This is a genomic window from Bradyrhizobium sp. WSM471 (genome assembly GCF_000244915.1).
Lineage (GTDB): Bacteria > Pseudomonadota > Alphaproteobacteria > Rhizobiales > Xanthobacteraceae > Bradyrhizobium.
Map to the genome: position 1 here is coordinate 4,249,852 of NZ_CM001442.1, position 23,184 is coordinate 4,273,035.

General features: G+C 62.4%; 31 protein-coding genes and 1 tRNA gene. 15 read left to right on the top strand and 17 right to left on the bottom strand.

Features of this window, described 5'->3' with window-relative positions; all coding sequences use genetic code 11:
* Nucleotides 1-96 precede the first annotated feature (96 nt).
* The 5 genes from BRA471DRAFT_RS18820 (at nucleotide 97) to BRA471DRAFT_RS40000 (ending at nucleotide 5,409) form a co-directional block, all read left to right on the top strand.
* Nucleotides 97-1,440 carry a TAXI family TRAP transporter solute-binding subunit gene (locus tag BRA471DRAFT_RS18820; protein WP_007610046.1) on the top strand — a complete coding sequence of 448 codons (1,344 nt, stop codon included), beginning with the start codon at nucleotides 97-99 and terminating at the stop codon, nucleotides 1,438-1,440.
* A gap of 148 nt (nucleotides 1,441-1,588) precedes the next feature.
* Nucleotides 1,589-2,581, top strand: coding sequence for an ABC transporter substrate-binding protein (locus BRA471DRAFT_RS18825; RefSeq protein WP_007610048.1), 993 nt, complete (start codon nucleotides 1,589-1,591; stop codon nucleotides 2,579-2,581).
* Between the two features lie 105 nt (nucleotides 2,582-2,686).
* Nucleotides 2,687-4,342, top strand: coding sequence for a DUF3300 domain-containing protein (locus BRA471DRAFT_RS18830; protein WP_007610050.1), 1,656 nt, complete (start codon nucleotides 2,687-2,689; stop codon nucleotides 4,340-4,342).
* On the top strand, nucleotides 4,339-5,256 hold the full coding sequence (locus BRA471DRAFT_RS18835) for a DUF2950 domain-containing protein (RefSeq protein ID WP_007610051.1): 918 nt from the start codon (nucleotides 4,339-4,341) through the stop codon (nucleotides 5,254-5,256). Before BRA471DRAFT_RS18830 ends, BRA471DRAFT_RS18835 begins: the two co-directional genes overlap by 4 nt.
* Before the next feature lie 30 nt (nucleotides 5,257-5,286).
* Nucleotides 5,287-5,409, top strand: a complete 123-nt coding sequence (locus BRA471DRAFT_RS40000; RefSeq protein ID WP_256379916.1) for a hypothetical protein — start codon at nucleotides 5,287-5,289, stop codon at nucleotides 5,407-5,409.
* A gap of 80 nt (nucleotides 5,410-5,489) precedes the next feature.
* On the opposite strand, the gene BRA471DRAFT_RS18840 is transcribed toward BRA471DRAFT_RS40000, so the two are convergent.
* Nucleotides 5,490-7,184: an MASE4 domain-containing protein gene (locus tag BRA471DRAFT_RS18840; RefSeq protein ID WP_007610058.1), complete on the bottom strand. Its 1,695-nt coding sequence runs from the start codon at nucleotides 7,182-7,184 to the stop codon at nucleotides 5,490-5,492.
* Nucleotides 7,185-7,351: 167 nt separating this feature from the next.
* On the opposite strand from BRA471DRAFT_RS18840, the gene BRA471DRAFT_RS18845 reads away from it, so the two are divergent.
* The 6 genes from BRA471DRAFT_RS18845 (at nucleotide 7,352) to BRA471DRAFT_RS18875 (ending at nucleotide 11,127) form a co-directional block, all read left to right on the top strand.
* Nucleotides 7,352-7,543 carry a hypothetical protein gene (locus BRA471DRAFT_RS18845; protein WP_007610065.1) on the top strand — a complete coding sequence of 64 codons (192 nt, stop codon included), beginning with the start codon at nucleotides 7,352-7,354 and terminating at the stop codon, nucleotides 7,541-7,543.
* Between the two features lie 451 nt (nucleotides 7,544-7,994).
* Nucleotides 7,995-8,285 (top strand): hypothetical protein, encoded by a 291-nt coding sequence (locus BRA471DRAFT_RS18850; RefSeq protein ID WP_007610066.1) that lies wholly within the window; start codon nucleotides 7,995-7,997, stop codon nucleotides 8,283-8,285.
* A gap of 33 nt (nucleotides 8,286-8,318) precedes the next feature.
* Complete coding sequence (locus BRA471DRAFT_RS18855) at nucleotides 8,319-8,981, top strand: SOS response-associated peptidase (protein ID WP_007610067.1); 663 nt, start codon at nucleotides 8,319-8,321, stop codon at nucleotides 8,979-8,981.
* 614 nt (nucleotides 8,982-9,595) lie between these two features.
* Entirely contained in the window at nucleotides 9,596-9,955 is a 360-nt protein-coding gene (locus BRA471DRAFT_RS18865) for a hypothetical protein (RefSeq protein WP_007610069.1), read from the top strand.
* Nucleotides 9,956-9,994: 39 nt separating this feature from the next.
* The gene (ligD, locus tag BRA471DRAFT_RS18870) at nucleotides 9,995-10,906 is read left to right on the top strand and encodes a non-homologous end-joining DNA ligase (RefSeq protein WP_007610070.1); all 912 of its coding nucleotides are present in this window, start codon (nucleotides 9,995-9,997) and stop codon (nucleotides 10,904-10,906) included.
* Nucleotides 10,906-11,127 carry a hypothetical protein gene (locus BRA471DRAFT_RS18875; protein ID WP_007610071.1) on the top strand — a complete coding sequence of 74 codons (222 nt, stop codon included), beginning with the start codon at nucleotides 10,906-10,908 and terminating at the stop codon, nucleotides 11,125-11,127. The genes ligD and BRA471DRAFT_RS18875 overlap by 1 nt, the downstream gene beginning before the upstream one ends.
* Nucleotides 11,128-11,373: 246 nt before the next feature.
* Here the strand turns inward: BRA471DRAFT_RS18875 and BRA471DRAFT_RS18880 are convergent, their stop codons facing one another.
* Nucleotides 11,374-12,285 carry a hypothetical protein gene (locus BRA471DRAFT_RS18880; protein WP_050992638.1) on the bottom strand — a complete coding sequence of 304 codons (912 nt, stop codon included), beginning with the start codon at nucleotides 12,283-12,285 and terminating at the stop codon, nucleotides 11,374-11,376.
* A 23-nt stretch (nucleotides 12,286-12,308) separates the two neighbouring features.
* Between BRA471DRAFT_RS18880 and BRA471DRAFT_RS38360 the strand changes: the two genes are divergently transcribed.
* The gene (locus BRA471DRAFT_RS38360; RefSeq protein ID WP_157234080.1) at nucleotides 12,309-12,494 is read left to right on the top strand and encodes a hypothetical protein; all 186 of its coding nucleotides are present in this window, start codon (nucleotides 12,309-12,311) and stop codon (nucleotides 12,492-12,494) included.
* 274 nt (nucleotides 12,495-12,768) lie between these two features.
* Here BRA471DRAFT_RS38360 and BRA471DRAFT_RS18885 read toward each other — a convergent pair whose 3' ends face one another.
* The 8 genes from BRA471DRAFT_RS18885 to BRA471DRAFT_RS18925 all read right to left on the bottom strand — a co-directional run bounded on the left by BRA471DRAFT_RS18885 (nucleotide 12,769) and on the right by BRA471DRAFT_RS18925 (nucleotide 15,831).
* Nucleotides 12,769-13,152: a hypothetical protein gene (locus BRA471DRAFT_RS18885; protein ID WP_007610074.1), complete on the bottom strand. Its 384-nt coding sequence runs from the start codon at nucleotides 13,150-13,152 to the stop codon at nucleotides 12,769-12,771.
* Between the two features lie 178 nt (nucleotides 13,153-13,330).
* Nucleotides 13,331-13,513: a hypothetical protein gene (locus tag BRA471DRAFT_RS18895; RefSeq protein ID WP_007610078.1), complete on the bottom strand. Its 183-nt coding sequence runs from the start codon at nucleotides 13,511-13,513 to the stop codon at nucleotides 13,331-13,333.
* On the bottom strand, nucleotides 13,513-14,358 hold the full coding sequence (locus tag BRA471DRAFT_RS18900) for a hypothetical protein (RefSeq protein ID WP_007610079.1): 846 nt from the start codon (nucleotides 14,356-14,358) through the stop codon (nucleotides 13,513-13,515). Before BRA471DRAFT_RS18900 ends, BRA471DRAFT_RS18895 begins: the two co-directional genes overlap by 1 nt.
* Before the next feature lie 3 nt (nucleotides 14,359-14,361).
* Nucleotides 14,362-14,658 (bottom strand): hypothetical protein, encoded by a 297-nt coding sequence (locus BRA471DRAFT_RS18905; RefSeq protein WP_007610081.1) that lies wholly within the window; start codon nucleotides 14,656-14,658, stop codon nucleotides 14,362-14,364.
* Between the two features lie 4 nt (nucleotides 14,659-14,662).
* Complete coding sequence (locus tag BRA471DRAFT_RS18910; RefSeq protein WP_007610083.1) at nucleotides 14,663-14,995, bottom strand: hypothetical protein; 333 nt, start codon at nucleotides 14,993-14,995, stop codon at nucleotides 14,663-14,665.
* Nucleotides 14,992-15,378, bottom strand: coding sequence for a hypothetical protein (locus BRA471DRAFT_RS18915; protein WP_007610085.1), 387 nt, complete (start codon nucleotides 15,376-15,378; stop codon nucleotides 14,992-14,994). Before BRA471DRAFT_RS18915 ends, BRA471DRAFT_RS18910 begins: the two co-directional genes overlap by 4 nt.
* A complete protein-coding gene (locus BRA471DRAFT_RS18920) occupies nucleotides 15,368-15,586 on the bottom strand; it encodes a hypothetical protein (RefSeq protein ID WP_007610088.1) in 219 nt (72 codons plus the stop codon). The genes BRA471DRAFT_RS18915 and BRA471DRAFT_RS18920 overlap by 11 nt, the downstream gene beginning before the upstream one ends.
* A gap of 59 nt (nucleotides 15,587-15,645) precedes the next feature.
* Nucleotides 15,646-15,831: a hypothetical protein gene (locus tag BRA471DRAFT_RS18925; RefSeq protein WP_007610090.1), complete on the bottom strand. Its 186-nt coding sequence runs from the start codon at nucleotides 15,829-15,831 to the stop codon at nucleotides 15,646-15,648.
* A 161-nt stretch (nucleotides 15,832-15,992) separates the two neighbouring features.
* Here BRA471DRAFT_RS18925 and BRA471DRAFT_RS18930 point away from each other — a divergent pair, with 161 nt between their 5' ends.
* The 3 genes from BRA471DRAFT_RS18930 to BRA471DRAFT_RS18940 all read left to right on the top strand — a co-directional run bounded on the left by BRA471DRAFT_RS18930 (nucleotide 15,993) and on the right by BRA471DRAFT_RS18940 (nucleotide 17,658).
* Nucleotides 15,993-16,262, top strand: a complete 270-nt coding sequence (locus tag BRA471DRAFT_RS18930; protein ID WP_035974092.1) for a hypothetical protein — start codon at nucleotides 15,993-15,995, stop codon at nucleotides 16,260-16,262.
* 250 nt (nucleotides 16,263-16,512) lie between these two features.
* Complete coding sequence (locus BRA471DRAFT_RS18935; protein ID WP_007610093.1) at nucleotides 16,513-16,788, top strand: hypothetical protein; 276 nt, start codon at nucleotides 16,513-16,515, stop codon at nucleotides 16,786-16,788.
* Between the two features lie 612 nt (nucleotides 16,789-17,400).
* Nucleotides 17,401-17,658: a hypothetical protein gene (locus BRA471DRAFT_RS18940; RefSeq protein WP_007610097.1), complete on the top strand. Its 258-nt coding sequence runs from the start codon at nucleotides 17,401-17,403 to the stop codon at nucleotides 17,656-17,658.
* 116 nt (nucleotides 17,659-17,774) lie between these two features.
* Here BRA471DRAFT_RS18940 and BRA471DRAFT_RS38365 read toward each other — a convergent pair whose 3' ends face one another.
* From BRA471DRAFT_RS38365 to BRA471DRAFT_RS18975, 7 genes are all read right to left on the bottom strand, one after another.
* Nucleotides 17,775-17,930, bottom strand: coding sequence for a hypothetical protein (locus BRA471DRAFT_RS38365; RefSeq protein WP_007610099.1), 156 nt, complete (start codon nucleotides 17,928-17,930; stop codon nucleotides 17,775-17,777).
* 177 nt (nucleotides 17,931-18,107) lie between these two features.
* Complete coding sequence (locus tag BRA471DRAFT_RS18945; RefSeq protein WP_007610100.1) at nucleotides 18,108-18,728, bottom strand: recombinase family protein; 621 nt, start codon at nucleotides 18,726-18,728, stop codon at nucleotides 18,108-18,110.
* A 109-nt stretch (nucleotides 18,729-18,837) separates the two neighbouring features.
* Nucleotides 18,838-19,407, bottom strand: coding sequence for a hypothetical protein (locus BRA471DRAFT_RS18950; RefSeq protein ID WP_007610101.1), 570 nt, complete (start codon nucleotides 19,405-19,407; stop codon nucleotides 18,838-18,840).
* A gap of 470 nt (nucleotides 19,408-19,877) precedes the next feature.
* Complete coding sequence (locus tag BRA471DRAFT_RS35805; protein ID WP_007610102.1) at nucleotides 19,878-20,573, bottom strand: hypothetical protein; 696 nt, start codon at nucleotides 20,571-20,573, stop codon at nucleotides 19,878-19,880.
* A gap of 124 nt (nucleotides 20,574-20,697) precedes the next feature.
* Entirely contained in the window at nucleotides 20,698-21,009 is a 312-nt protein-coding gene (locus BRA471DRAFT_RS18960) for a helix-turn-helix domain-containing protein (RefSeq protein WP_035974095.1), read from the bottom strand.
* 493 nt (nucleotides 21,010-21,502) lie between these two features.
* Nucleotides 21,503-22,846, bottom strand: coding sequence for a tyrosine-type recombinase/integrase (locus tag BRA471DRAFT_RS18970; RefSeq protein WP_007610104.1), 1,344 nt, complete (start codon nucleotides 22,844-22,846; stop codon nucleotides 21,503-21,505).
* 111 nt (nucleotides 22,847-22,957) lie between these two features.
* Nucleotides 22,958-23,032: transfer RNA gene (locus BRA471DRAFT_RS18975), tRNA-Glu, on the bottom strand.
* Nucleotides 23,033-23,184: the final 152 nt, after the last annotated feature.

The following is a 23,184-nucleotide window of genomic DNA, read 5'->3' on the forward strand; positions in this document are numbered from 1 at the left end:
GAATCGCACCGGTTGAGCAATACGCCGCAGCTGAGCCGGGCGGTGCGGCAATGAGCCCGTGCGGCCACCGGACGTTCGATCCATTGTGAGCGCCATATGGTCCCTGCGAAAATGCCGATCTGGCTTCGTTCCCTCATTGTCATCAGCGCTGTTGTGCTCGTGCTAGGGGCCGGCCTGGTCGGCTACCGCTGGTACTCTCGCCCGACGACGCTGACCATCGCGGTCGGATCGCTGGATGGCGAAGCCACACGGCTGGTATCGGCGTTGGCAAGCCGGCTTGCCGCCGTGAACGCCCCGGTCCGGCTCAAGCTGGTCGAAACCACCAACGCGGTTGATGCTGCCGAGCAGTTTGCGGCGGAAAAGGTCGAGCTTGCTGTCGTCCGCGGCGACGTCGGCGACCTATCGCAGGCGCAGGCCATCGTGGTTCTCGCCCATGCCGTTGTCCTCTTGGTTGCGCCGCCGGGCTCGGCAATTACCGATATCGCCGGGTTGAAACGCGCCAGTGTCGGCGTGATCGGCGGCGAGATAAATCGCAACATCGTCAACGTGCTCAACGACGAATACGGCTTGGCTCGGGCCAACGTGACATTTCGAAATCTCCAGCCGGCAGACGCGCGGCGGGCACTCGATGCCAAGGAGGTCCGGGCGATTCTGATCGTCATTCCCCTTGCCGAAAAATATCTGGCGCTGTTGCGTGGTCTCTTTCTACAGTCCCCGAAGACCGCGCCGGTCCTCCTTCCCGTCGAGGCGGCCGGTGCCATCGCGGAAAAGCAGCGCGCCTACGAAAGTTTCGATGTCCCAAAGGGAACGTTGCGTGGCTCGCCTCCCGTTCCGAGCGACGATCTGACCACATTGCGGGTCTCCTTCTATGTGGTCGCGCACAAGCAGCTTGGTGCTGAAGTAGCCGGCAGCTTGGCCGACGCACTGATGAAGGCACGCAGGGATCTGCTGGGGGAATTGCCGATACTTTCTCAAATGACCGCGCCGAGCACGGATACGGACGCGTTTCTCCCGGTCCATCCCGGCGCTGCGGCGTTCTACAACGGCACGCAGCAGAGTTTTCTGGACGAATGGGGAAACATCATCTTCCTCGCGCCCATGATTTTCGGCGGCCTTATCTCGGTGTTGGCGGCGGCCTGGAAATTCCTTCGGGTAGGTGATCCCTCGAAGGACGAGCGGGGGCTGGACCTGCTGTATGCGTTGGGTGTGCGGATACGCAGGACCGAGGCAGCAGCCGAACTGTCCGATATCGAGGCCGAAATCGACCGGGTTCTCCAGGCTCAGCGCGCCAAAGCCGCGGCAGGAGACGAGAATGCGCTCGATGTCACGACCCTGAATGTCGCCGCGCATCGCCTTCAGAGCCTGATTCACGACCGTCGGATCCTGCTGTCCGCGCACGGACATGAGCAAGCGCTCGGTCAGCCAGTTGACCGAACCTGACGGTGATCACTCCAGATCAAGTCGAATCACGGCCGAACCCAAGCTCAGCTACCTTGATCTTGATCAAACCCTCCGGCCGCCAACCCCGTTTCCTTCAGAAATCGCGTCATGCGAAGGGTGCGGGACATTCGGGGATAGCGGACGGGCAATGAAGCGCCGTGAGTTCATGGCCTTGGTCGGGACTGCAGCTGCTGTTCCGGTCTTCGCGCGCGCCCAGGACGGGGCACCGCGGCCGATGCCGTCGGTCGGCGTGCTGACTGGCAATTTGGTGGGCGATGGCGGCGCTCAGATGCGTGTCAATGCCTTTCAGCAGGGTCTCGCCGATCTCGGCTGGATCGCCAATCAGAACTATCGGCTAGATGTGCGCTGGCCGGGCTCCAATCCGACATGGCAGGAACATGCAGCTCGCGAACTTGTTGCCGCGAGACCCGACGTGCTGTTTGCCACCAGCACGGCGACGACACGGGCGCTGCGGGCTGCAACGCAGGTCATTCCGATCATCTTTGTCGGGCTCTCGGATCCGGTCGGGACAGGCCTCGTCGTCGATCTGGCAAGGCCGACCAGCAATCTTACCGGATTCTCGCTTTACGAGCATGCCATGAGCGGGAAATGGCTGAGCCTGTTGAAAGACATGGTGCCCAGCATGAGCAGTGCGATGCTTCTGTACAATCCCGAAACCGCGCCATATGCGCCCCTTTATCTTCAGGCCGCACACCAGGTGGAAAGTCGCCTGCGCATGACGGTTACCGGCGCCTCCGTCCGCAGCGGCTCCGAGATCGCGGGGGTCATCGAGGCGGCGGCGCGGAATGGTAGCGGGCTCGTCGTGCTGCCGGATGGCGGTTTCTTCAGTACTCAGAGCGCCATGGCAATCCCGTTGCTGGCCCAGCGCCGCGTACCGGCGATCTTCGCCGTCCGCTTCTATGCTGTGAATGGCGGGCTGATGTCTTATGGCGCCGACCTGACGCAACAGTTTCGCGACGGCGCTGGCTATGTCGCTCGCATCCTTCGCGGCGCCGAGGTCCGCAGTCTTCCGGTGCAATTCGCCACAAGGTTTGATCTCGTTATCAACGTGAGAGCCGTCCACGCGCTTGGGCTGGCGATCCCGGAACGATTGCTGATGGAGGCTGAGCTGATTGACTAGCTTGCTCGGGCGTCGCGGGGGATGAGGCAGCGTTTCGTTGATCTCGATCAACAAACGCCAGCTCTCGGGTCTGATGATCGCCGGAACATGTGTATGGAGGATCTGATGTTTTGCTGCGGCAGGACCTTGATGGCGCTTGCGCTCGTGATCGCGATTCCGCTGGCGGCGGTGGCGCAGACCGCAGATAAGGCGCCGGCCTCCAGCCCGCAGCAGGAAAATCCCCCCGCTCAAGCCGCAGAGCTTCTGAAACCGGAGCAGCTCGAAGCTCTGGTCGCGCCGATTGCGCTCTATCCCGACGAACTGCTTGCCAACGTGCTGGCGGCTTCCACCTATCCTCTGGAAGTCGTTCAGGCCGATCGCTGGCTGAAAGAGCGCAAGACTCTGAAGGGTGATGCCCTGAAGACTGAAGTCGAGAAGCAGCCGTGGGATGACAGCATCAAGGCGCTGGCCTCGACTGCTGAGGTCCTGGCCATGATGAGCGACAAGCTCGACTGGACCAAGGCGCTGGGCGACGCCGTGCTCGCGCAGCAACCGGATGTGATGGATGCGGTCCAGCGTCTGCGGACCAAGGCCTTCGACAATAAGAAGCTGGTGACCACCAAGCAGCAGAAGGTGAGCGTCAAGACCGAGGAAAGCAGGCAGGTGGTCGTGATCGAGCCGGCGGTTCCCGATACGATGTACGTGCCGTACTACGAGCCTGCGACAGTCTACGGAGCGTGGCCCTACACCGAATATCCGCCGTATTACTTTGGCTATCCCTCCTACATCGGCGCAGGTGTCGTCGCGGCTGGTCTTGCATTCGGCACGGCCTGGGCCATCGGTCGCTGGGGCAATTATTGGGGCGGTGGCTGCAACTGGGGCAACCGCAACGTCTATATCAATCACCGGACCACGAATATCGGAAATGGCTGGCAGCACAATCCCTCGCATCGCCAAGGGGTACGCTACAACAACGCCAACGTTCAGCAGCGCTTCGGCAATAGCAATCTGAAGGCCGGCGCCGCCGACCGGATGGATTTCCGCGGCCGCGACGGACAGCAGAAGCCGGGACAGGATCGGCCAGGTGCTGGAGATCGCGCAGGAGATCGCGCAGGAGATCGTGCCGGCGACCGCGCAGGTGATCGAGGCGGTGACCGACAAGGCGCCGGGGATCGTGCCAAGGCGGGGGGCGATCGTGCTAAAGGTGGTGGCGATCGCGCGGCCAAGGGTGGTGGTGCCAAGAATGCCGGCGCAAAAAGTACCAGCCCTAAAGCGGGCGGTACCAAGGGCGGCGGTGGCGCCAAGGCCGCGAACCGCGGTGGTGGCGGCGCCCTGAACGTGTCGTCGGGCCGCTCGGCGGCTGCAGCATCGGCCCGTGGCCAGGCGAGCATGGCGAGCATGGGACCGCGCGGTGGCGGCGGCGGAGGTGCGAGCTTCGCCGGCCGAGGCGGCGGCGGAGGCTTCCAGGGTGGCGGTGGCGGTGGCCGCGGTGGTGGTGGTGGTGGCGGCGGACGGCGTTCCGATATCGGGCTGAAGCACGATGTCGTTCTGCTCGGCCATCTCGCAAGCGGCCTTGGTTACTACCGCTTCAGCTATATCGGCAGCGACAAGGCCTATGTCGGCGTCATTGCGCAGGAAGTCGAGGAAGTGAAGCCGGTAGCCGTCACCCGCGGAGCCGACGGCTATCTCCGGGTCTATTACGAAAAGCTCGGTCTGAAATTCCGTACCTATCGCGATTGGCTCGAGAGCGGCGCGCGGATTCCTGCGGGGGTGACGCCATGATGGGTTTGAAGTCGCTTCTTGGTGCGGCGTTGCCGGCCATCATGGCGCTGGCGCTCCTGAACTCGCCATCCCTGGCGCAGCAGTCCTATCCGACACCGGAGGATGCGGCAGCGGCGCTCGCTGCCGCCGTCAAGAGCGGGCCGGACCGAGCCATCCTGAAGGTCCTCGGCAGCGCTGCCGAGGACATCGTCTCGTCCGGTGATGAGGTCGCCGACGTCGACATCCGGAAACGCTTCATCTCGATGTATGACGCCAAGCATTCGGTCAAGACAGAGGGTAACAAGAAGGCGATGCTGATGTTGGGTCCGGACGACTTCCCGTTCCCGATCCCGCTCGTCAACACCAAGACCGGCTGGGAATTCGATGCCGCCGAAGGCCGCATCGAAGTGCTGTATCGCCGCATCGGCCGCAATGAGCTCGACGCGATCCAGACCAGTCTTGCCTTTGTCGATGCCGAGAACGACTACGCTGACAAGGATCGCGGCGAGGGGGCCGGCGTGTACGCACAGCGCATCGTCAGCAGCGCGGGCAAGAAGGACGGGTTGTTCTGGCGCGACGACAGCGACCAGAGCCCACTCGGCGCACTGGTAGCGCAGGCTTCGGCTGAAGGGTACCAGGCCGGGGATGGCCCGGAGCCCTATCACGGCTACTATTTCCGCATCCTGAAAGGGCAGGGCTCGAACGCGCCAGGCGGCGCGCTCAACTACGTCGTCAAAGGCAAGATGATCGGAGGTTTTGCGCTGGTCGCCTGGCCCGCCGAGTACGGCAATTCGGGCGTCATGACCTTCCTGGTCAATCATGGGGGCGTTGTCTACCAGAAGGATCTCGGGCCTCGGACCAAGGTCCTCGCTGCCCGCATGACTGCATTCGATCCGGACCAGACCTGGAAGAAGGTCGATAGTGCAAAACCCTGAGCGACGCACGCAGATCTTGCGCCGGCTTCTTTGTCGTCTGACACCCTCGTGTCGGTCGGCGGCGGGGCCGGCCTGATCGGCGGCATCAATGGTGCCAAGTTGCGTAACGACAAGGGCGTCACGGTGGTGCTGCAGGGGCCAAAGGCCGGGTAGGAATTTGCCGCCAACCTCGGCACGATCATGATCTCGATGAAGCGAGCGAAAGGCGGAACGATGGTGACGGCCTCGTACCGCTATTGCGCAGAAGACTGAGCGGAGATTGGCATCTCCAACTCGAAAACGGAGCCCCTGACGTCCGACTTGACTAGCCTCAGCCTTCCTCCGCACTTTGCGACCAGGTTAGAGGAGATGGCCAGTCCCAACCCCATACCGCCTTGCTTCGTCGTGAAGAAAGGGTCGAAGATGCGCTCTTGATGACGCGGTGTGATGCCAGTGCCTGAGTCCTCGACCGACAAATGGACGGTTGTGCTACCATCGAGGGCGGTTTTCAGACGGAGCTGCCGTTGATCGGCGGGGACAGAACTCATTGCGTCAATCGCGTTCTTGCAGAGGTTCAGGACAATCTGCTGAAGCTCAGTGCCGTCCAGGGCGACTGGAGGTATGTTGCCCTGAAGCTCCGTCGCTACTGATACACCATTGGCCAGGAGATCGTGCTTCAAAAGTCTCAGCGTAAGCTCGGCGATATCCTCGACGTTTGCCGAAGCGCCGCCGTGTGCCGTTTTGATTGTCATCTCTCGAATGCTCGAAATGATATCAGCGGCCCGGCCGCCGTCGGCTTCGATGTCACAGAGGATGTTCTCGAGTTCCTCCAGTTCAGGGGAGACAGCCCGCAAGTGGCTCAGGCCCGTCGCAGCATTGAGCGAGATGGCCCCCAACGGCGATCTCAGCTCGTGGGCGATCGCGCCAGTGACCGCGTCGATGCTGAGAAGCCGGTTCGCTCGTTCGCGCCGCTGCAGGGCGATGACGCTGGCAAGGCGGGAATAGATAAACATCGTTTCGATGAGCAATACGGTCAGCAACATGCAACTGCCGACCAGAACGAAACCGCGTGCTGCGTACCAACCGATGGTGAACCGAACCGAGCTGCCGATGATTGCTACCAAAAAGTTCGGCAAGTAGGCGAGCAAAGTCACCATCAGCCAAAGGTCAAGAATGGTGCGCATGCGCGCAAACAAAACGGTTAGAGCAGTCACATTCCATATCAAAAGTATCAGGTTGACCTGATTGCCAAGCGGCGTCTGATGCCTGACGTCGTTCACATAGAAGCTGGGGAGAAGCTCGGCTTTCGCGGTCACTAGCCACGCCAGACCTGCTATCGCGATGGCGATACAGCTGATGGCAAATGCGATGCTCGCTCGTGCAGGTCTGCCTGGTCTGCCGACAGTCGAATGATCCTTCGTGAACCCGTAGACCAGGATCGCCGCGGGAAAGGCTGTGTGCCAAAACACGTACAGCCAAGCGGGGCTGTTCAGTCCATCCCCGATGACACCAGCGGGAGCGTAGCCGTTGGGAAAGGCGAGCGTTTGCAAAAATGCAAACGATCCGCTGAAAACATATCCACTTGCCAGTGCGAGAAGTGCCCGCTGAGGCTGGATCGCAAATTGCGCAAACAGCAGGGCTGCCGTGATGAACTCGGCCAGGCCCAGAGCGGTCTGTAAAACCGGAACAAAGCCATTGATCTGGCCCAGCTGGATTGTCGCGAACGGCGCGATACTCGCTGCAGCGACAATGAGCAAGACGGCGACCCCCACCGCCCAGGCCTTTTGGCGAGGGCTTGCAGGCATGTTGGCGATGATCAGTGGGAATTCTTGCTCATCGTCGTGAGCTGGCCCGGCGGCCGTGTTGGCGCGCCGCTGTACGGCTTGCGGAATACCCGGCCCTGATGCCGCCGCACCGCCCACAAGTCCCATGAACTTGCGCTGGCTCATGCCGTCTCCGAGTACCCACCGGAGGATAGTTTACGCGTCCTGACCTCGTTGGATAGTCCGGAAGAGCGGCAAATGCCTCGGCGATCTTTCCGGTTCGGCCGCTGTCGGATCGACATCGGACATGCCAGTCGGAAGACTGACGCACTGAAGGCCGAGGCTGCCGCTTGATGCAAGCGCCGGTGGACGCCGATCAGGAGGCAGAGCGCACATTCGAGCTTGAGGACAAGCTCAGGGTTGCCGAGCGAACCATTGCCGATCTGCGTACCGAGCGCGACAGGGCCAACGAATTGGTGTCGAACATGGTGGAGCACGTCGGCGATGCCGACGCCACGATCGAGCGGTGGATTGAGGCATTGTAGGTCGGCTTCGCCTCGGCTGCCTTCCGATCGGCAAGACCGCGCCAGTAAGCCTCCAGCGTCTCGTCATTCGGGCCGCGACCCTGCTGGCCTTGGTACCCGTGCGGTCGGTGGCGAATTGATCTTGATGCTCAGTTTGACGTTGCCGCGCGGTCCTGCGAGCGTCACGGGAGCTTCAATCATTTCAGATATGTGGCTGAATTAGCGGGGGATTTAAGCGCCGATGATGGCGCTCCCTAGCGCCGTCGCATGAAGAACGAGTGGTTGGACTTTCAATGACTTACGTCGGCTGAGCACGCATTGGGCTGGACGCAACGTAAGACGAATGCCTGGTCCTCGCCGGCTCCCGTCGTCGGCACTTGTCCACACCCACGACCGGCAGTAGCTCGCCAGCGACCGGTGCCCCTACCAATCGACAATTTGCAGTCCCCACCGAGGCGCGTTTTGATGGGGCATGCCTCGTCCTGCTCGCCATGGTGCCACTAATTTCAGTAGCCGCCCGGTCAAGATCACCTTCGCCGAGCTTCGGGAGATGGGTCTACGCGGCGTCCTGGTCCATTGCGGCAACTTCCGCTGCCGCCGCCACGTCGCGGTCAGCGCCGACGTCTGGCCCGACCATCTCCGGCTGTCCGACATCGAGGGGCGCTTCGTCTGCTCGGCCTGCGGGGGGCGCGGCGCCGACGTCCGACCCGATTGGAGCACCAAAGGTCGCCCTCGTGCCATGGGGGGCTCGCGAGGCGGCTGAAGAAGATAATAAGCGTAAGGACGATCGAGACGTATGTGCAACCTCTACAGCATCACCACCAACCAAGCCGCGATCCTCGCGCTGTTCCGCGTCGTCACTCGATACGAGGGCAACCTGCCGCCGATGCCCGGAGTCTTCCCGGACTATCCGGCCCCGGTGATCCGCAACTCAGGCACCGATCGCGAGCTGGTCATGATGCGCTGGGGCATGCCGCCGCCGCCGCGCACGGGCGGCCCGCCCGTGACCAACATCCGCAACACGTCGTCGCCGCACTGGCGGGCATGGCTGAAGCCGGAGAACCGATGCCTTGTCCCGGTCAACAGCTTCGCCGAGTACGCGCCGGAGCCGAACCCGGAGACAAAGAAGAAGGACGTGGTCTGGTTCGCACTGTCGGATGACCGGCCGCTGTTCTCCTTCGCTGGCATCTGGACGACCTTCAATGGCGATCGGGGCACCAAGTCGAAGCCGGTGCCGGGACCGCATCAGGTCTATGGCTTCCTGACGACCTCGCCCAACGCGGTGGTCGAGACGATCCATCCCAAGGCGATGCCGGTGATCCTGACCACCGGCGAGGAGCGCGACGTCTGGTTAAGGGCACCTTGGGACGAGGCGAAGGCCTTGCAGCGCCCGCTGCCGGATGACGCGCTCAAGATCGTCGCGCGAGGCGCCGACAAGGAAGACCGCGCGGCGGAGTAAGCCGGTAGTTTTCCGGGCTGCGGATTTTCGCCGGTCTTAATAAATCCGGCGAATGATTGCTCCGATGATTGGGGACCTCGACCATCAAGCAGAAGCCGTCGCCGCGATGCAGAAGGCGATCGCTGCGACTTGCCCCGCCGAGCGGTTGAAGTGGTTACGGGCCGCGTTGGCCTGGAAGCACCTCGCAAGCTTGGCGAAGGATAAGACCGCTTTAGGACCCTTCTTGCCCGTGGTACGTTAGGCCCTATCACCGGCCATGATTTCAGGGCGTCGGTTGACTGAGAGACGCCACAGCGCTCCCGCCTCAAGCCGGAGCGCGTCTCGTGCCAGAACAATTCAGCCCGGAAACTCAGGAACTCTTGGACCGCGCGCAGCGCGCCATCGAAGTAGCAATCTCCCTCCGCGAGGACACGCAGGATCAAATGGCCCTGACAATGCAGCAAAGGCTCCTGCTCGAATTGCATTTGCCCAGCCAATTCTCCCCCCCCGGTACAGACGATAAGACCTAAGCGGGCGACCTCAATGATCGGCCCCGGTCCCGGTTTACTTGGCCATGTGCTGCCGGAACGATCCCCTGGCAGGGCGATTGCTCCTCTTTGAGTAGGAGTTGCGTCATGCGTCATGCCCCATCGATCGTGCCGCTGGATCGGCTTGACCGGGAGATTTACCTGGTGTTGGAGGACTTCGGCGCCCGCGCCGGCTGCGCCTGGCGCGAGACCGACGAGCAGGACACCGACGTCGAGACCATCATCCGAGACCTGCTCTCCGGGCAATACGCCTATCCGGTCAGGATCGTTGCGTTCAACGCGATCGAGGGCCGGGCTCGGGATGCTACCAGCGAGATCGCAGATGAGCTTGCCGAGCGCGTCGCAGGCCGCGCCGAGATCACGGCGGCCTTGCAGGCCTTCATCCAGGCCAACGCCTCCAGGCCCTTTGCTGAGCAACTGGCGCTGCCTCTACGGGGAGCCGCCTGACCTCAAAACTATGATCCTGATGTTGCGTGGAGTGTGTAAGTGGCGTCCGAGCGTAAGAAGGTCGTGCCGATCGGGGTGAAGGCGCCTTATCCGGGCTTCATCGAGCCGCTGCTCGCCGAGCAGGTCGATCGGGTCCCCCGAGGCGACCGTTGGCTCCACGAGATCAAGTACGACGGCTACCGCGCCCAGCTCCACATCGTCGGCGAGGACATCAAGGTCTTCACCCGGCGCGGGCATGACTGGACCAGGCGGTTTCGCAAGATCGTCGAGGACGCCACCGTGATCACGGCTGGCTCCGCGATCATCGACGGCGAGATCGTCGTCCCCGGCGAGGGCGGCAAGACGGACTTCTCCCAGCTCCAGAACAGCCTCCGGGGCCGCGCCCAGAACATCGTCATGGTCGCGTTCGACCTGCTGTACCTCCAAAGCCGAGACCTTCGCAGGATGCCCCTGGGGAAGCGCAAGGCGGTTCTCAAGGAGCTGATCGAGGGCTCGCCTGTCCAGTACAGCGAGGATTTCGAGATCGACGGCGCCGAGCTGTATCGGCGCGCCTGCCAAGCTGGGCTGGAGGGCATCGTCTCCAAGGTGGCGGGCTCGCCTTACCTCGGCGGGCGCTGGGTCAAGACGACCTGTGCTCACCGCGAGACCCTGGCCATCGCCGGCTTCGCCCTGGACGGCAGCAAGTGGGACGGCATCTTCCTCGGCCGGCACAAGGGCGACGACCTGGTCTATGCCGGCAAGGTCGATCACGGCTTCGACAAAGCCTCCGAGACCGAGCTGCGGAAGCGGCTGAAGCCGCTGATCAGGAAGAGTCAGCCTTTCGCCAAGCGGGTCGCGCACAAGGGCATCTGGGTCGAGCCAAAACTGCTTGCCGAGGTGGAGTACCGGGGCAAGTCTGCCGAGGGCAAGGTCCGGCATCCGTCCTTCAAGGGCCTGCGGGATGACCTGTAATGGCGCGCCTGAAACCGGCCGAGCAGATCGAGCAGAGCTATGATGAGGCCATGGTCGCGCTGGCGGACTATCTGACCCGCGAGCGAGACGCGGTGGCAACGATCGACCGGCTGATCGCCATCCTCGATCAGGACGAGCTGCGCGACGCCGTCACCGAGGTCCTGGTCGACGCGCGGGTGCATCCCAGGCCAAAACCCGATGCTCCGAAGGTTGATCCATGAACTGCCCTGCCTGCGAGGACACTGGCTGGGTATGCGAAGCCCACCAGGACCGCCCTTGGGATGGTCCACACGCCTGCGGCTGCGGCGCAGCCGGCGACCCTTGCCCCCGCTGCAATGCTTCTTCGGAAGACGACCGACCGCGACCGCCAGCGGGCTTTCGGTTCAGCTTCGGCCTGTTGGCGGATTTGGCCCGGTTCATCCGGAAGAGATAGGCGGCGAGTTCTCGGGCCGAAGGCCGATGCTCTATCATCGACGGCGAGATCGTAAATGGCGGCTGATGTCGGTAAGAGTGATGTGGCGCAAAACGCGGGCTTGGTCCGGGCCGCCGACGAGAGTTGCGGCCTGCACGCTGTCTCTATTTTTCACCATATCAGGGACACCGGCCTTCCGAGCTACCAGTCGCCACTTTCGTCGATACTCCGCTGTCGACCACGGCAGCCCTGTCACGTCATTTATAACAATTGGCCCAACTCGTTCATTGACCAGGCGGATTATCTCGTCTTGGCCGCCCAACTCATCGAGGATCATTGGAGCCGTTCTTAGATCAGCTTCTATGCGCTTACCTGCCGATCCAGTCGTGTGGCGCAAGACCAGGTTCTTATCGATGTGCGACCAGCACAGGCCTCTGACCCACTTCTTCCCATGCACGATCACGTCAGACTCGTCAGGCTCCGCGATTGGCACCCATTCCCCGATCACATCCTTCTGGCTGAGCCTCAGCTCAAACTGCAGCGCCTGAGCAAGAGCGATGGAGTACCACCCAAAATGCGCCCGAGCCTCGGCTCGGATCGCCTTCACATGATCGGACGTCAATTGTACGAGGCGGGGTCCCTGGGTGCGAAACCGGCTTTCGCGCAGAATTTCCGACAAACGTAAACAGTCGTCGTCCTCTAAAACAATGAACCCGAACCTGAAAAGCGTGCGGAGCCGGGCGATCAGTGCGTGCCCCGCAGCGATCCTGCCGCCGGAAGACCAATCCTTGTACCAAGCCGTCAGCGTTTTCGACTTAACGCCACGGAGCTGAAGGTGCCCGTGTTTCTCGCTGATGCGCTCCATCATGCGATCCTGTTTGACGCGAGCTTGGTATCCGAGTCTTTGAAAGGGAGAGTGCGCATCAGTTCGATACAGCGCGATGATTTTTTTTAGCGTGTAGCCCATTGGGTGCTTCGAGGCTCCTAGTTGTGGATATACATCGCTACAATCAGGGCAACCAGCGCAACCGCACCGATGATGCCGACAACTCCTTGCGCAGATACGGCGGTACCGAAAAACCTTATTTCGAGTCGCTGGGGATGAGCCAAGTTGGTTCTCCTGTTTTCCCCGACTCGATCGCCGAGCGGGATGTGCAGGCATTGGCTCTACCTTGACGACCGGCGACAAGGGCGACCGGTGTCCTATCGGAAAGTGATTTAAAATCAGAAGTTTAGATGACGTGGGTTGTCATGCACGCTCTTGGGAAAAAACCGCTGATGAGTGCGGTACTCGGACGCTATGGCCTCAAGCCGCTGAAATTGCAGAAAGATCGGTGCGCAGTTTTAAAATCGCGAGCCGCGACCGTCAAATCTGACCAATGCAGCCTGGCAACCAGGCGTCCAATCAATAGGTTAGCTGTCTTCAGCGGTTTTTCCGCTGGTCACTGCGTCAATGGCCGGGATCGCATGCATTCATTCTGAAGCAGTAAGTTTCTACCTGCGTGATCCCGGCATGCGACACGATCTGCAACGGCCGGGTTGACCCCTCGGTAACGGGCTTGCGCTCCCCGTCGTCGCCGATGATGAAGCGCTCGATCATGCCCGCCGGCAGGATGCGGTCACCTACGCCGATTTTGCTGACCTCGTGGCCTGCCTCTCGCAACTCATCCGGCAGCAGCGACCCCGGCAAACACTCGAACCGGACCTCGGGGTCACCTCGGACTGACGTCACCCAGCCCTGCCTCTCGCTGATGAACTGGTTGATCTCGTCGAACTTCTCCTTCAGGTCCGCGACCCGATGAGCCTGACCAGGGATGTAGCGGTCCTGCCTCATTGCCCGTCACCGTTCACGATCCCGACGACCTTGTCCGCATAGGCCCTCAGGGCCGCGCGGATGGCTCCAGGATCGCGGCTTGGCCCTGCACGCTGCCACACTCGCAGTCGGACCAGGACCGTCTGGTGGAGGTCGTCAACCTCGGCGAAGGCATGATCGAGCTGGGTCGGGATGGGCATCAATGCACCGATAGCCTGATGCCGAGCGCGGCCTGCTCGCCGAACTCGCGGCGAACCGTCGCGATCACTTCCGTGAGCGTCGGGGCCGGAGCTGTCTGACCGGGCGCATACGGGTTCGGCTTGCCGAAGTCGCGGCATAGCGTCTCGACGGCTTCATTGACGCGAGGATCATCCGAGAACATCAGCCGCGCTCCCTCTCAGGATAGGTGCCATCTGCGCGCATCCTGGCGAGCTTGAGTTTCTGCATCCCGTAAGAGCGCTCCTTCTCCTCGTTGCTCATGCGGGGATCTGTGAAGCTGCGGCGCGCGATGTCACGCTCCTCGGCGGTCAGGGTGATCTTGCCCCGGTCCGAGATGATCTGCTGGCCACTGTAGCTCGGAACGTCGCGGCTGACCGGTGCGGTGATGGGCATCCTGGAGGTCCGCGCGATCGGCGGATAGACGGGCTGCGCCCGCTCTGGCGCGCGCTCAATCGGGATCGTCTCCTGTAGAGCTGAGACCTCGCGGTCCAACTCCTGCACCGCACGTTCGATCTCCGGCGTGGGCGGCGGCGCCGAGACGGCCTTGGCGCCCTGGTTCAGCCGGTGGCGCTGCTGGTCAGCCTTGGCGAGGCTGGCCAAGAGGTGCTGATCCATCTCGAGCGTGTCGTCCTCGATGCCCGCCTGCAATGCTTCGGCATGAGCGCGCCGCGCGATGTCGGCGCGCTCGGGCTCCAGCAGCTCGGGATGCTCCATGATCATGCGACGCTTGTGATTGGAGAGACCTGGGATCGCCTCGACAACCTCTTCAAGGGTAGGCTGGCGCCTCTGCTGGGCCGCCTCGCGCTGCATCAGCTCGGCGTTGCGTTGAGCCTCGATCGCGCGCTTGAAGACCTGGTCGGTCTCATCGACAGGCGAGACCTCCGATGCTGGCGGCGGCGTTACGTCCGCGCTCGGCACCAGCACCGGCTCGGCGGCGGCGATGTCCGCAATGGGAACGGCGCCGCCATCCTTGAAGCCCTGGACGCGGTATTTGCGCCGGACGACCACGAACTACGCCTTGCGCCTGATGCTGCGCATGAACGGCCCGGAGCCTGTATGATTGAGATCGCCCGGTTCCTCCCCCTTCATCAGCTTGTCGATCTTGCGCGCTTCCATCGGCCGCATCGTGGTCTCGCGCACGGTGGCCTTGGTGCTCGGCAACTTCATCGGGCCATCGGAGCCACGCGAAGCGATCTTGCTGTTCTCGGTGGCACGGTCCACCCAGTAGTCGAGGTTCTTCTCGTCGCGGCCAGCGCCCTTGGGGCCGTCCATCCGCTGGTAGCTCTCGACTCGGCTTTGCCTGGACATCGGATCATCTCCTCGGGGTGATCGGCGCGACCGCTGCGTCATCGACGCGCCGGTTCTGGTCGAAGGGCTCGGCGGCTGGCCGATCGCCACGACTACGGTCTGCGACATAGGCCTGGTTCGATCTGGCCATCAGTTCGGCAAGCGCGACGACAGCGCTGTTGCCGTCGCCGTTGAAGCTGCCACTGAAGATCGCCCCCGAGGGATGCGTCAATTTCAAATCCCATTGCTCGCGCGCGCCGGGATTGCGAGTTGCGGTGGCAACGCGGCGCCGGCCATCGGGGTCCTGCTGCACCACAACGCGCTGGTCGGGGATGGTTGAGCGGAACGTCAGGCTCATCTGCGCATGCCCTGGTCGTCGCGATATTGGCCGGTGGCGCGCTGATAGCGCAGCTTCTCTTTCTGCTGGGCGTAAATCTTGAGTCGGTCTTCGTTCGTCAGGCGATCGTCGCCACCACTGATGCCCTTGGCGATCGTGACCTCATCATCGGACAAGCCGTAGGCGTTGCCACGTGGCTGCTGCATCTGGGTGAGGAGATTGCTGGCGACCTTGTCGAGCGCGGCAGCCTTCGCGTCCAGCTCCAAGATGCGGCCGGCGGCATCCATCGTCGTGTATTCGTCTTCGGCGGTGCGCCCGGCTTCGTACTCGTAGACCGCTTGCGCGCGTTCCGCCGCGAGCCGATTGTATTGCGCCTCGATAACCGCTTTGTGGTCATAGGACATGGCTGGTCTCCTGATGCTGCTGCTGTCCATTGGGCCGCGGCGGCTGCGGCGGTGCGATGCCGAAGTGCCTGAGATACATCGCCAGCGCCTGGCGCAAATGCGTGGCTTTGTCGCTCAGGCCGTCGGCCGTGAGCAATTCGAGCCCGGACAATTGGGCCTCAGTGCTCCAGAACTCGAGCTTAATGGGGAAACGCTGCGGACGCGGCATGTTGTGAGCCCGTTCTCATCTCATCCAGCGCCGCCGAGATCGGACGGCGGCGGACTCCGTCAGTCGTAATTACAGAGCCCGCTATCAATGGTGTGCAGCGTGTCGTGCGCGTCGGCGAGCTTGCGGTTCGCGGTGTTGAGCTGATCGACTCCGCTGCCCTTGCTGTAGGCGCGCTGCGCTTTCTCGACATTGATCTGCGCTCGCTTGATTGCTTGCGCTGCGTCCTGCTCTCTGCTGTCGGCCATGTAATTTCCTCACGAGATGAGCTAAGCTGACTTAATCAGCATTATCACATCTCCAGCGCAGACACGAGCGGGGTTTCAAGATGCAGCCGCGTTATCTGACTCTTTCGGCGAGTGGATCATCGCCCTGGCAGCTCGCGCCATGGCAAGCGACACCGCAGCAAATGAGCTTCGCGATCCTCTCGACGGGCGGATCCTCCTGGTCGATCGACGTCTGCCTTGAAGACCCGCTCGGCGTCTATCCTTCGCCGGTGTCGTCAGCGCCGACAGCGTTCACGATCCTGACCGGCTCGTCGAATACGATGTTCAGCCTTGGCAGCTCGGTGACCTCGCCGGTGAACAGTCCGATTGCCGGGTTTCGCCTGAACCTCAACGCCCCATCGAGCGCGGGCGCGCGCGTGACGCTGGTCTCGATGGCGGCAGGGATCGGGTGACAGCAGGCGAGCTTGAGACCACCATCGCCTGTCAGCAGCGATTGGTTCCTGGAAGTCCGCAGGTCCGAAAGCAGGCCTTAACCGGACCTGTCGCGGTCAGCCCGACTTGGTCGAGAATGACCCTCAGAGGACCTAACGAGGCACGCCTTGCGGAGCCGGCTCTCAGGAACGATGAGAACGTCACGTACTTGATATTGGGAAGTTTGCGGATATTCTGACCGAAATTTAGCCTTCCAAGCGGCCGATAAAGATGCGCAAGGTGGACGACCTGCACGACCGGGCCGTGCAAGTCGCGGCAGACACCTACCGGCTGAATTTGTTCAATCAGCTTACGGGGCGAACGACCCCCAAGGGACCATCTGTCAGCGATGGTGAACTCACCGAAGCCATACGCCAAAGCTTCACGCAGGTGAGCGATGCGCGCTTCCGAGAAATGATCGTACTATCGACCGACGCTGCCCTTGAAGCCTACGACAGGATTGTATCTGCTGCCTCCAAGTTTTCCCGTCGCCGGCTCTCCAACTGATCGCCCCCCTCGCGGTGCCGATAGCGAAGCTGGTCGGAAAGCCAGCACCCGAATTAGTCTTCGCAACGCGATCGCCAAACGTCGGCTCTTGTCCCATCGCGGACCGGCGACTTCCCTGGTTGGTCCGCTGTCGGGGTTCAGACCGGACATGCGCGGCTACTTCACGGAGCCGGGGCCGCGAACCAGCCGAAGTCGTCGAGCCTCAGAGAAGCCCGCCTATGAGCGCGGCGATCTGGAACAACCGTTGGAGCCCGGCAGAGCGTGAGCGCATCAGCGGCCTGCGCCGAGCGATGGCAGGGCCAAAAACGACGAACGCCACGGGACTGATCCCGTGGCGTCGCCTGTTGTGTTGTGACGTGTTGTGCCGATCAGCTCTGCACAGTCACTCTGGCCATACGGCCCCATGCCTTGCCTTGCCATTCCAGACCACGCATCGCGTGGAGGTTGACGCTCGCTTTCGCTGGCACTGTTGGACACTGGCACTGTTGGACGCATTCCCCGAAGGGCGCCGATCCGTGGGCACTGGTCTCTATGGGCTCTGGTGGTGCGAGAAACCGCCTCGATCAACCTGGTGCCATCATGATCCTATCCGCGCGAAAGGCAACAAGGAACATGAGGAGTGTTTACCCTGTCGCGCAGGCAACCCTGATCATCAGTGGATCGTCGGCACCGCATAAACACCTCGATCAGCAGTGGGCAAAAAAATGGGGCGCGCCTCGGGAGGACATCCAGAATGCGCGCCGCATCATTGGTGAGGGCAAAGGCTGGCCCGAGCGCCTTGAGGCCGCGCTCAAGAAGGGGGCTATTTCTCTGCCGGTGGTGGCGGCGGTTTGGGCTGGTGCCCAGCAGGCGCGCCCCGAACAACAGTAACAGGCCCGCCGCCGACCGCCTTGTAGAACTCTTGCTCTTCTTCCCAGGTGTAGGGCGGCTCGTGATAGGTCCCGCCCCGAGCGTCCGTCTTCATAACCATCTGCTTCGCCTCCTTTTCAATGATACGTCGGCAACGGCATCGGATAGCCACGCTGCCGATCACGGTACTTCCGATACGCTTCCTGCTCCAGGCGGCCTTCCTCGACCGGGTCCCACGTCTCGGGCGTCGGCGCCTCCGGCTCTGGGTTCGGCTGCGGCTCCGGCTTCTTCATGAAGAACTCCTCGGGCGAACAGAGCGGGTCGGGTTCGGCTTAAAAATCTGACTCTAAAAAAAATTGGGGCCAGTGTGACATCGGCGGGACCCGATTTCTCGGCAAGTCGAACTATTAGCGGCCCCCACCGGGGGAGTACGCCCCCCTTGCGGATGCCCCATCGAACGCGCCGGCAGCTCAGGCCTCCACCAGATCGCGCTTCTTGACCTTCGCGATGGTGGCGCGAGAGCAGCGGGCGAGCCGCTGGATCGTTGACCACGACTTCCCGGCGACCAGCATGTCCGCAATGTCGGCGTTGCGCTCGGTGTCTTCCTTTCGACCTTTGTAGCGGCCTTCGGCCTTGGCTTTGGCCTGTCCCTGGGCCTGCCGACGTCGCCGATCGTCGTAATCTTTCCGGGCGACGGCGGCGAGCATGTCGAGGAGCATGTCGTTGATGGCCTCGAACATGCGCTGGGTGAACTCGTCGGCGTTGGCCGCCGCCATCATCCATGACGTCGGCAAGTCGAGCGCAACGACGCGCACGCCGCGCGTCTTCATGTCGGCCCTGAGCTTGTTCCAGTCGTCTGCCGTCAGCCGTGAGAGCCGATCAACCTGCTCGATGAGCAGGACGTCGCCGGGCAGGGCATCCGACAGCAGCTTGAATAGCTCAGGCCGCGCGAGCTTCGCGCCGCTCTCGTTCTCGACATACCAGGCCGCGATCGTGAGGCCGCGTTCGGTGGCGAAAGCCTTGAGCTGATCGCGCGCGCGGTTGGCGTCCTGTTCGTCGGTCGAGGCCCTGAGATATGCGCGGACGAACATATGAACCATCCTTGAGTCTGGTTTCGATGGTTCACACCATGACGGTTCAGTTCGGATTGTCAAAACATCTTATTGAACCATGTTTTGGGCTGGTTTCGTGCAGCGTACCCTATCTGAACCGGCTGTTCGTCGGCATCGGCAGACGACACCGTACCTGCACCGTCTTGTTCCTCGGCGTCACGTTCCGCGCCGCGAGCCCAGCGCGCTGCTCGACCAGATCGGCCAGCTCGCGGAGCGAACTGGCGAGGCTGCCGCTGCTGCCAAACTCCTCGATCGCGTCGTCGATCACCTCGTCGACGGTCTCGCCCATGAAGCTGCCGGGGCCGCCGATCTCGATCTTCTCGCGCATGAAGCCCAGGAGCTTGGCCTTCAGCCCAGCCGCGCTGCCGGCCGCGCCGAACTGCTCGGCGTTGATCGCGCCGTTGAAGACGGCGTCGAACTGCTCGGCGAGGACGTCGACCGTCGTCCTGGTTCTCTTCACCGATGGCGCCAATAGCTCCTCGATCCGTTGCATGACGTTAGCCTTGGTTAGCAGCCGCGCGGCGCAGGCGTCGGCCGACCTGTCGTCGGTTCTGAAACCGGCCTCGCTGTAGCACCTGCCGTTCGACCACTTCGTCTTCGCGCTGGTGACGATGTTCTGAGCGAAGCGTTCGTGACGATGATTGCGGAGCACGGGCATGTGTCACAGCATATCCCTGTCGCGATGATTGCGCTATTGGAGCAAACCACAGGGAAACCTGATGTTTGGAGCGAACATCTGACTCGTTCGCTCCATCCTTCCCACAGACATTCGCCGCCTGCGTGGCCGTTACGTTTTCCGTTGCGCGGGCATCCCAATAGTAGAAGCGGCATTCGGTGCTGATGATGCAGCTCTGTGACATGTGACAGTTTCAGTTTGTGACTCGCGCGCGCAGCTCCAGACTCGGTGAAGCAGAGAAGAGTTCTTTCTGAGCTGTGACAGGAGCCCTCAAGGCGGATGTCACAGCGCCTGGCTGATCTCGATGTTCCATCAGACGCGCAGTGACATGCGCCCGTAAGCGCGCCCTTGAGGGCGCCGTGCGCACATCACAGCGCTGCGTCGAGCAAGCCATGAGACAAGTCCGTCCGAAGCAATAGAAGGAAGTATGCATCGGACACACCTGTCTCACGCTAAGAGCTGCTGACGGTTATCTCGACGCGGGCGATGCGTGAGACAAGTCCGTCCGATGCATAATGCATTTCTTGGGGCTCAGCCCGCTCGGCAAGCCGGCGATACCAAGTCGTTCTGCTGATGCCTTCCGCCTTCCAGGGTTCGGCCCTGCTGATCGAATTGGCCTCGTACTGCGCGCGCGCCACCGCGCCGGCAGCGCGACGCCTCTTGGCGTGCTGCATGGTATTTCGCTCCTGTTGCAGTTCCTCGCGCTGGTCGGCCCCGACATCGATGGACCCGATGCTGGTGATCCCGAGCCTCTGGCGGCGCGCGAAGGTCAGGCCAAGCGCCCTGGCGAGCGTGTCCGCCTTGTAGAGCATCGGCTTCTTAAAAACCTTGCGGATGAGCCGGGCGCGCTCCCGGCCAACCAACCATGGTGCGCGGCGATCCAGCCAATCCTCCATCGACCACTTCCGATCACCCGTCTGCCGATGGGCGATGTGGTTGAGCATGATCTCGGCATCATCACGCCCGGCGTCATCGTCGGGGAGAACGGCGCCATAGCGATCGGTGAAATAGCGATCCAGGTCCAGGCATCGGATCGTTGCCAGCGGCACCTGCCTGGAGCCGTTCGGCTTCGGCTTGGTCTTGCCGCCGAGCTTCACCTTGTTCCGCTTGCCGTGCCGATCGCGCGAATAGCGCGGCGCGGTGCTCATGACCATGCCGCCAACTGCAATTGATCTTGCGCGGGAGCCGCTGCGGGCGTTACATCATCAACACTTGCGAGAGCTGACGAATGATCCCGCGCTGCCGAGTTGCCCCTCGGCGGCGCGTTTCGTTTCACGGGGTTGCCTCCATCATCTGGGTCACGGGATTGGTGACGACATCGCCGGCAAGGGCGGCGCGCCCGGTGTGCGTGATGATGAGCAACTTGTACCGGGTGTGCCCGCGCCCGATGTTGCGGGTCTCGATCAGCCCGGCGCGCTTCAAAATCCGCGCATGCAGATGCAGGCTCTCACGGCCGGTGATGCCGAGCCTGGCCCGCATGGTTTCGGCACGCATATGGCCATCGGCGCGAATGAGTTCGGCCAGAACGGCAAGCCGGATCGGATGGTCGAGAACCTGATCTTTGGGGATTGACGGGCGGCCCATCTCGCGCGATCTCCATCAATAGCGGCGGGATCGTCCCGGTGAAGGACGATCGGCAGTGCTTCCGCGATTGCATGATTATCTGTGAGACCGGCTCACGTTTGATCGTCAACCTATGCCGATTTCCTGGTTCGTCAAGCGAGCCGTCGCGCGTGCAAGTTCCGGAAACCCTATTTTGTAAGGGGGTTTTACGCTTTTGCGCGACCTTTGACCCTGTCTTGACAGCCTCAAGGCCTCAGCCAATTGCGCCGGGATGGGCCGCAGCGGTATGCTTTCGTCGCGGCTGCCGTGGTCGCGTCTCTAACTTGTTGCGGGAGTATGCGTCCTGTCCCGATTACCCTGGAGCGCCTGCTGCGAGCACAAGCCGCCATCGCCTACGCAATGACTCTCGACGGGCCGGTCTATGCTCCGTACTTCGTCCGTCTGGAGAAGGAGATCGCCGCAATGCGCGCTTCCGACGACGTCATGGCCCGCGCAAAGCGCGTCCTCGAAGAGATCAAGCCGCCGCAGCGGCAACTGTTGTTGCAGGAGCCGTCTTCGTCTTGAAGGCGATGGCGTTCAGGTATTTCAGCTTCAGTCCGAGTCCGTAGCCGTCGCCATATTTCGGCTTGTCGGTGCGGTGGCCCATCATCTCGTCAATCAGCTCCTCCGGCGCCTCGACGGCTTTCAGGCGGTCCTTGAAGCTGTGGCGGAATGAATAGATTTTGTGCTTCTCGGTCGGCAGCAGCTTGTGCTTGTCGAAGTGCTTCATCAGCGTCGCCGACAGCGACGACCCCTTGTCGAAGTAGCGCGCGAAGCCCTGAGGATGCCGCTTCATGGCCTCCAACGCGTAACCGACCAGCGGAATGTCGCGCTCGCTGTGCTCGGTCTTGAGGACGCGGCCCTCGGCCTTGATGCGGATGAACGGGACCTCGGCGTCGAGCATGATCCGCGAGGCGGTCAGGTTGACGATCTCGCTCGGCCGCGCGCCGGTCTCCATCACGGCATAGACGACATCGCGCGCATCATCGTTCAGGTCATCAAGGTTGCCGGGCGCGAGGATGACATTGCGGATGAAGTCGATAGGGAAGGGCGCGCGCTGGCCGTCGCGAGCGCCCTCGATGCGGGTCGCCGCGAACACGTCCTCGAGCCCGAGCTTCAGGCGCTTGCTGACGGCGCGGATCATGCCGCCGATATGGCTGATGTTCTTGTTCGCGGTGCCGGCGCCGATGCCCTCGCTGATGACGCGCTCCTCCCACCAGTCGGCGAATGCCAGCGCGTCGTCGCGGGTGAGCTGATGCAGGGCCTTGTCGCCGCGCTGCTCGATCAGGATTTCGACCGCGCGCTTTTTCGCAGCCTTCCACTTCCGGACCTGATCGGGCGACATCTTCGACAACGCGACCTTCTGGGTGATCTCGTACTCGTCGAAGAGCTGCGAGAGCATGATCGACGGCTTCTCGATGCCGCCGAGGACGGCCTTGCGCAGGGCGGGATCGTTGATGGCGTTGCCCACGATCAGCGTCTCGATGCGCCTCAGAACCTCATCCAGGGGCGCCGAGCTGGCGACCGATGGTGTCTGGTAATCCAGCCCCAAGGATCGGGCGAGCTTCACCGCGTCGAGATAGGTCTGCTTGGCCTCGGCAGTCTCCCGATCGGCAAGACCGCGCCAGTAAGCCTCCAGGGTCTCGTTCATTCGGGCCACGACCCTGCTGGCCTTTGTCCCCGTGCGGTCGGTGGCGACCTTGATCTTGGTCGAGAGTTTGACGTTGCCGCGCCGGTCCAGTTGCTCGTACTCGACCGGCACCCGGCGCAGGAAATGCCAGACGCCATGGCGCTTGGTTAGATACTGCGGATCGATCATTTTCCCGGCCCTGCGCTGGACGTTTCGTAAGACGTTTTGTTGCACAAAAATCACGAGAGCGCCAATGATTTCAGCTATGAGGCTAAATTAGGGGGATTTGAGAGCCGGTTGTGGCGCTCCCTAGCGGAATCGAACCGCTCTCTCCACCGTGAAAGGGTGGCGTCCTAACCGATAGACGAAGGGAGCAAACCCAGGGCCCCGCCGCTTATCGCGGCACGGCCGCTGGCCGCCCGAGTCATGCCCGGCGGCTGCAGCGGGCGAACCTATAATGGCCTTTGGCGCCCTGGGCAAGCCGTTCGGGAACGGTCTTTTGACACCGGTGGATAGCATCCCACCCC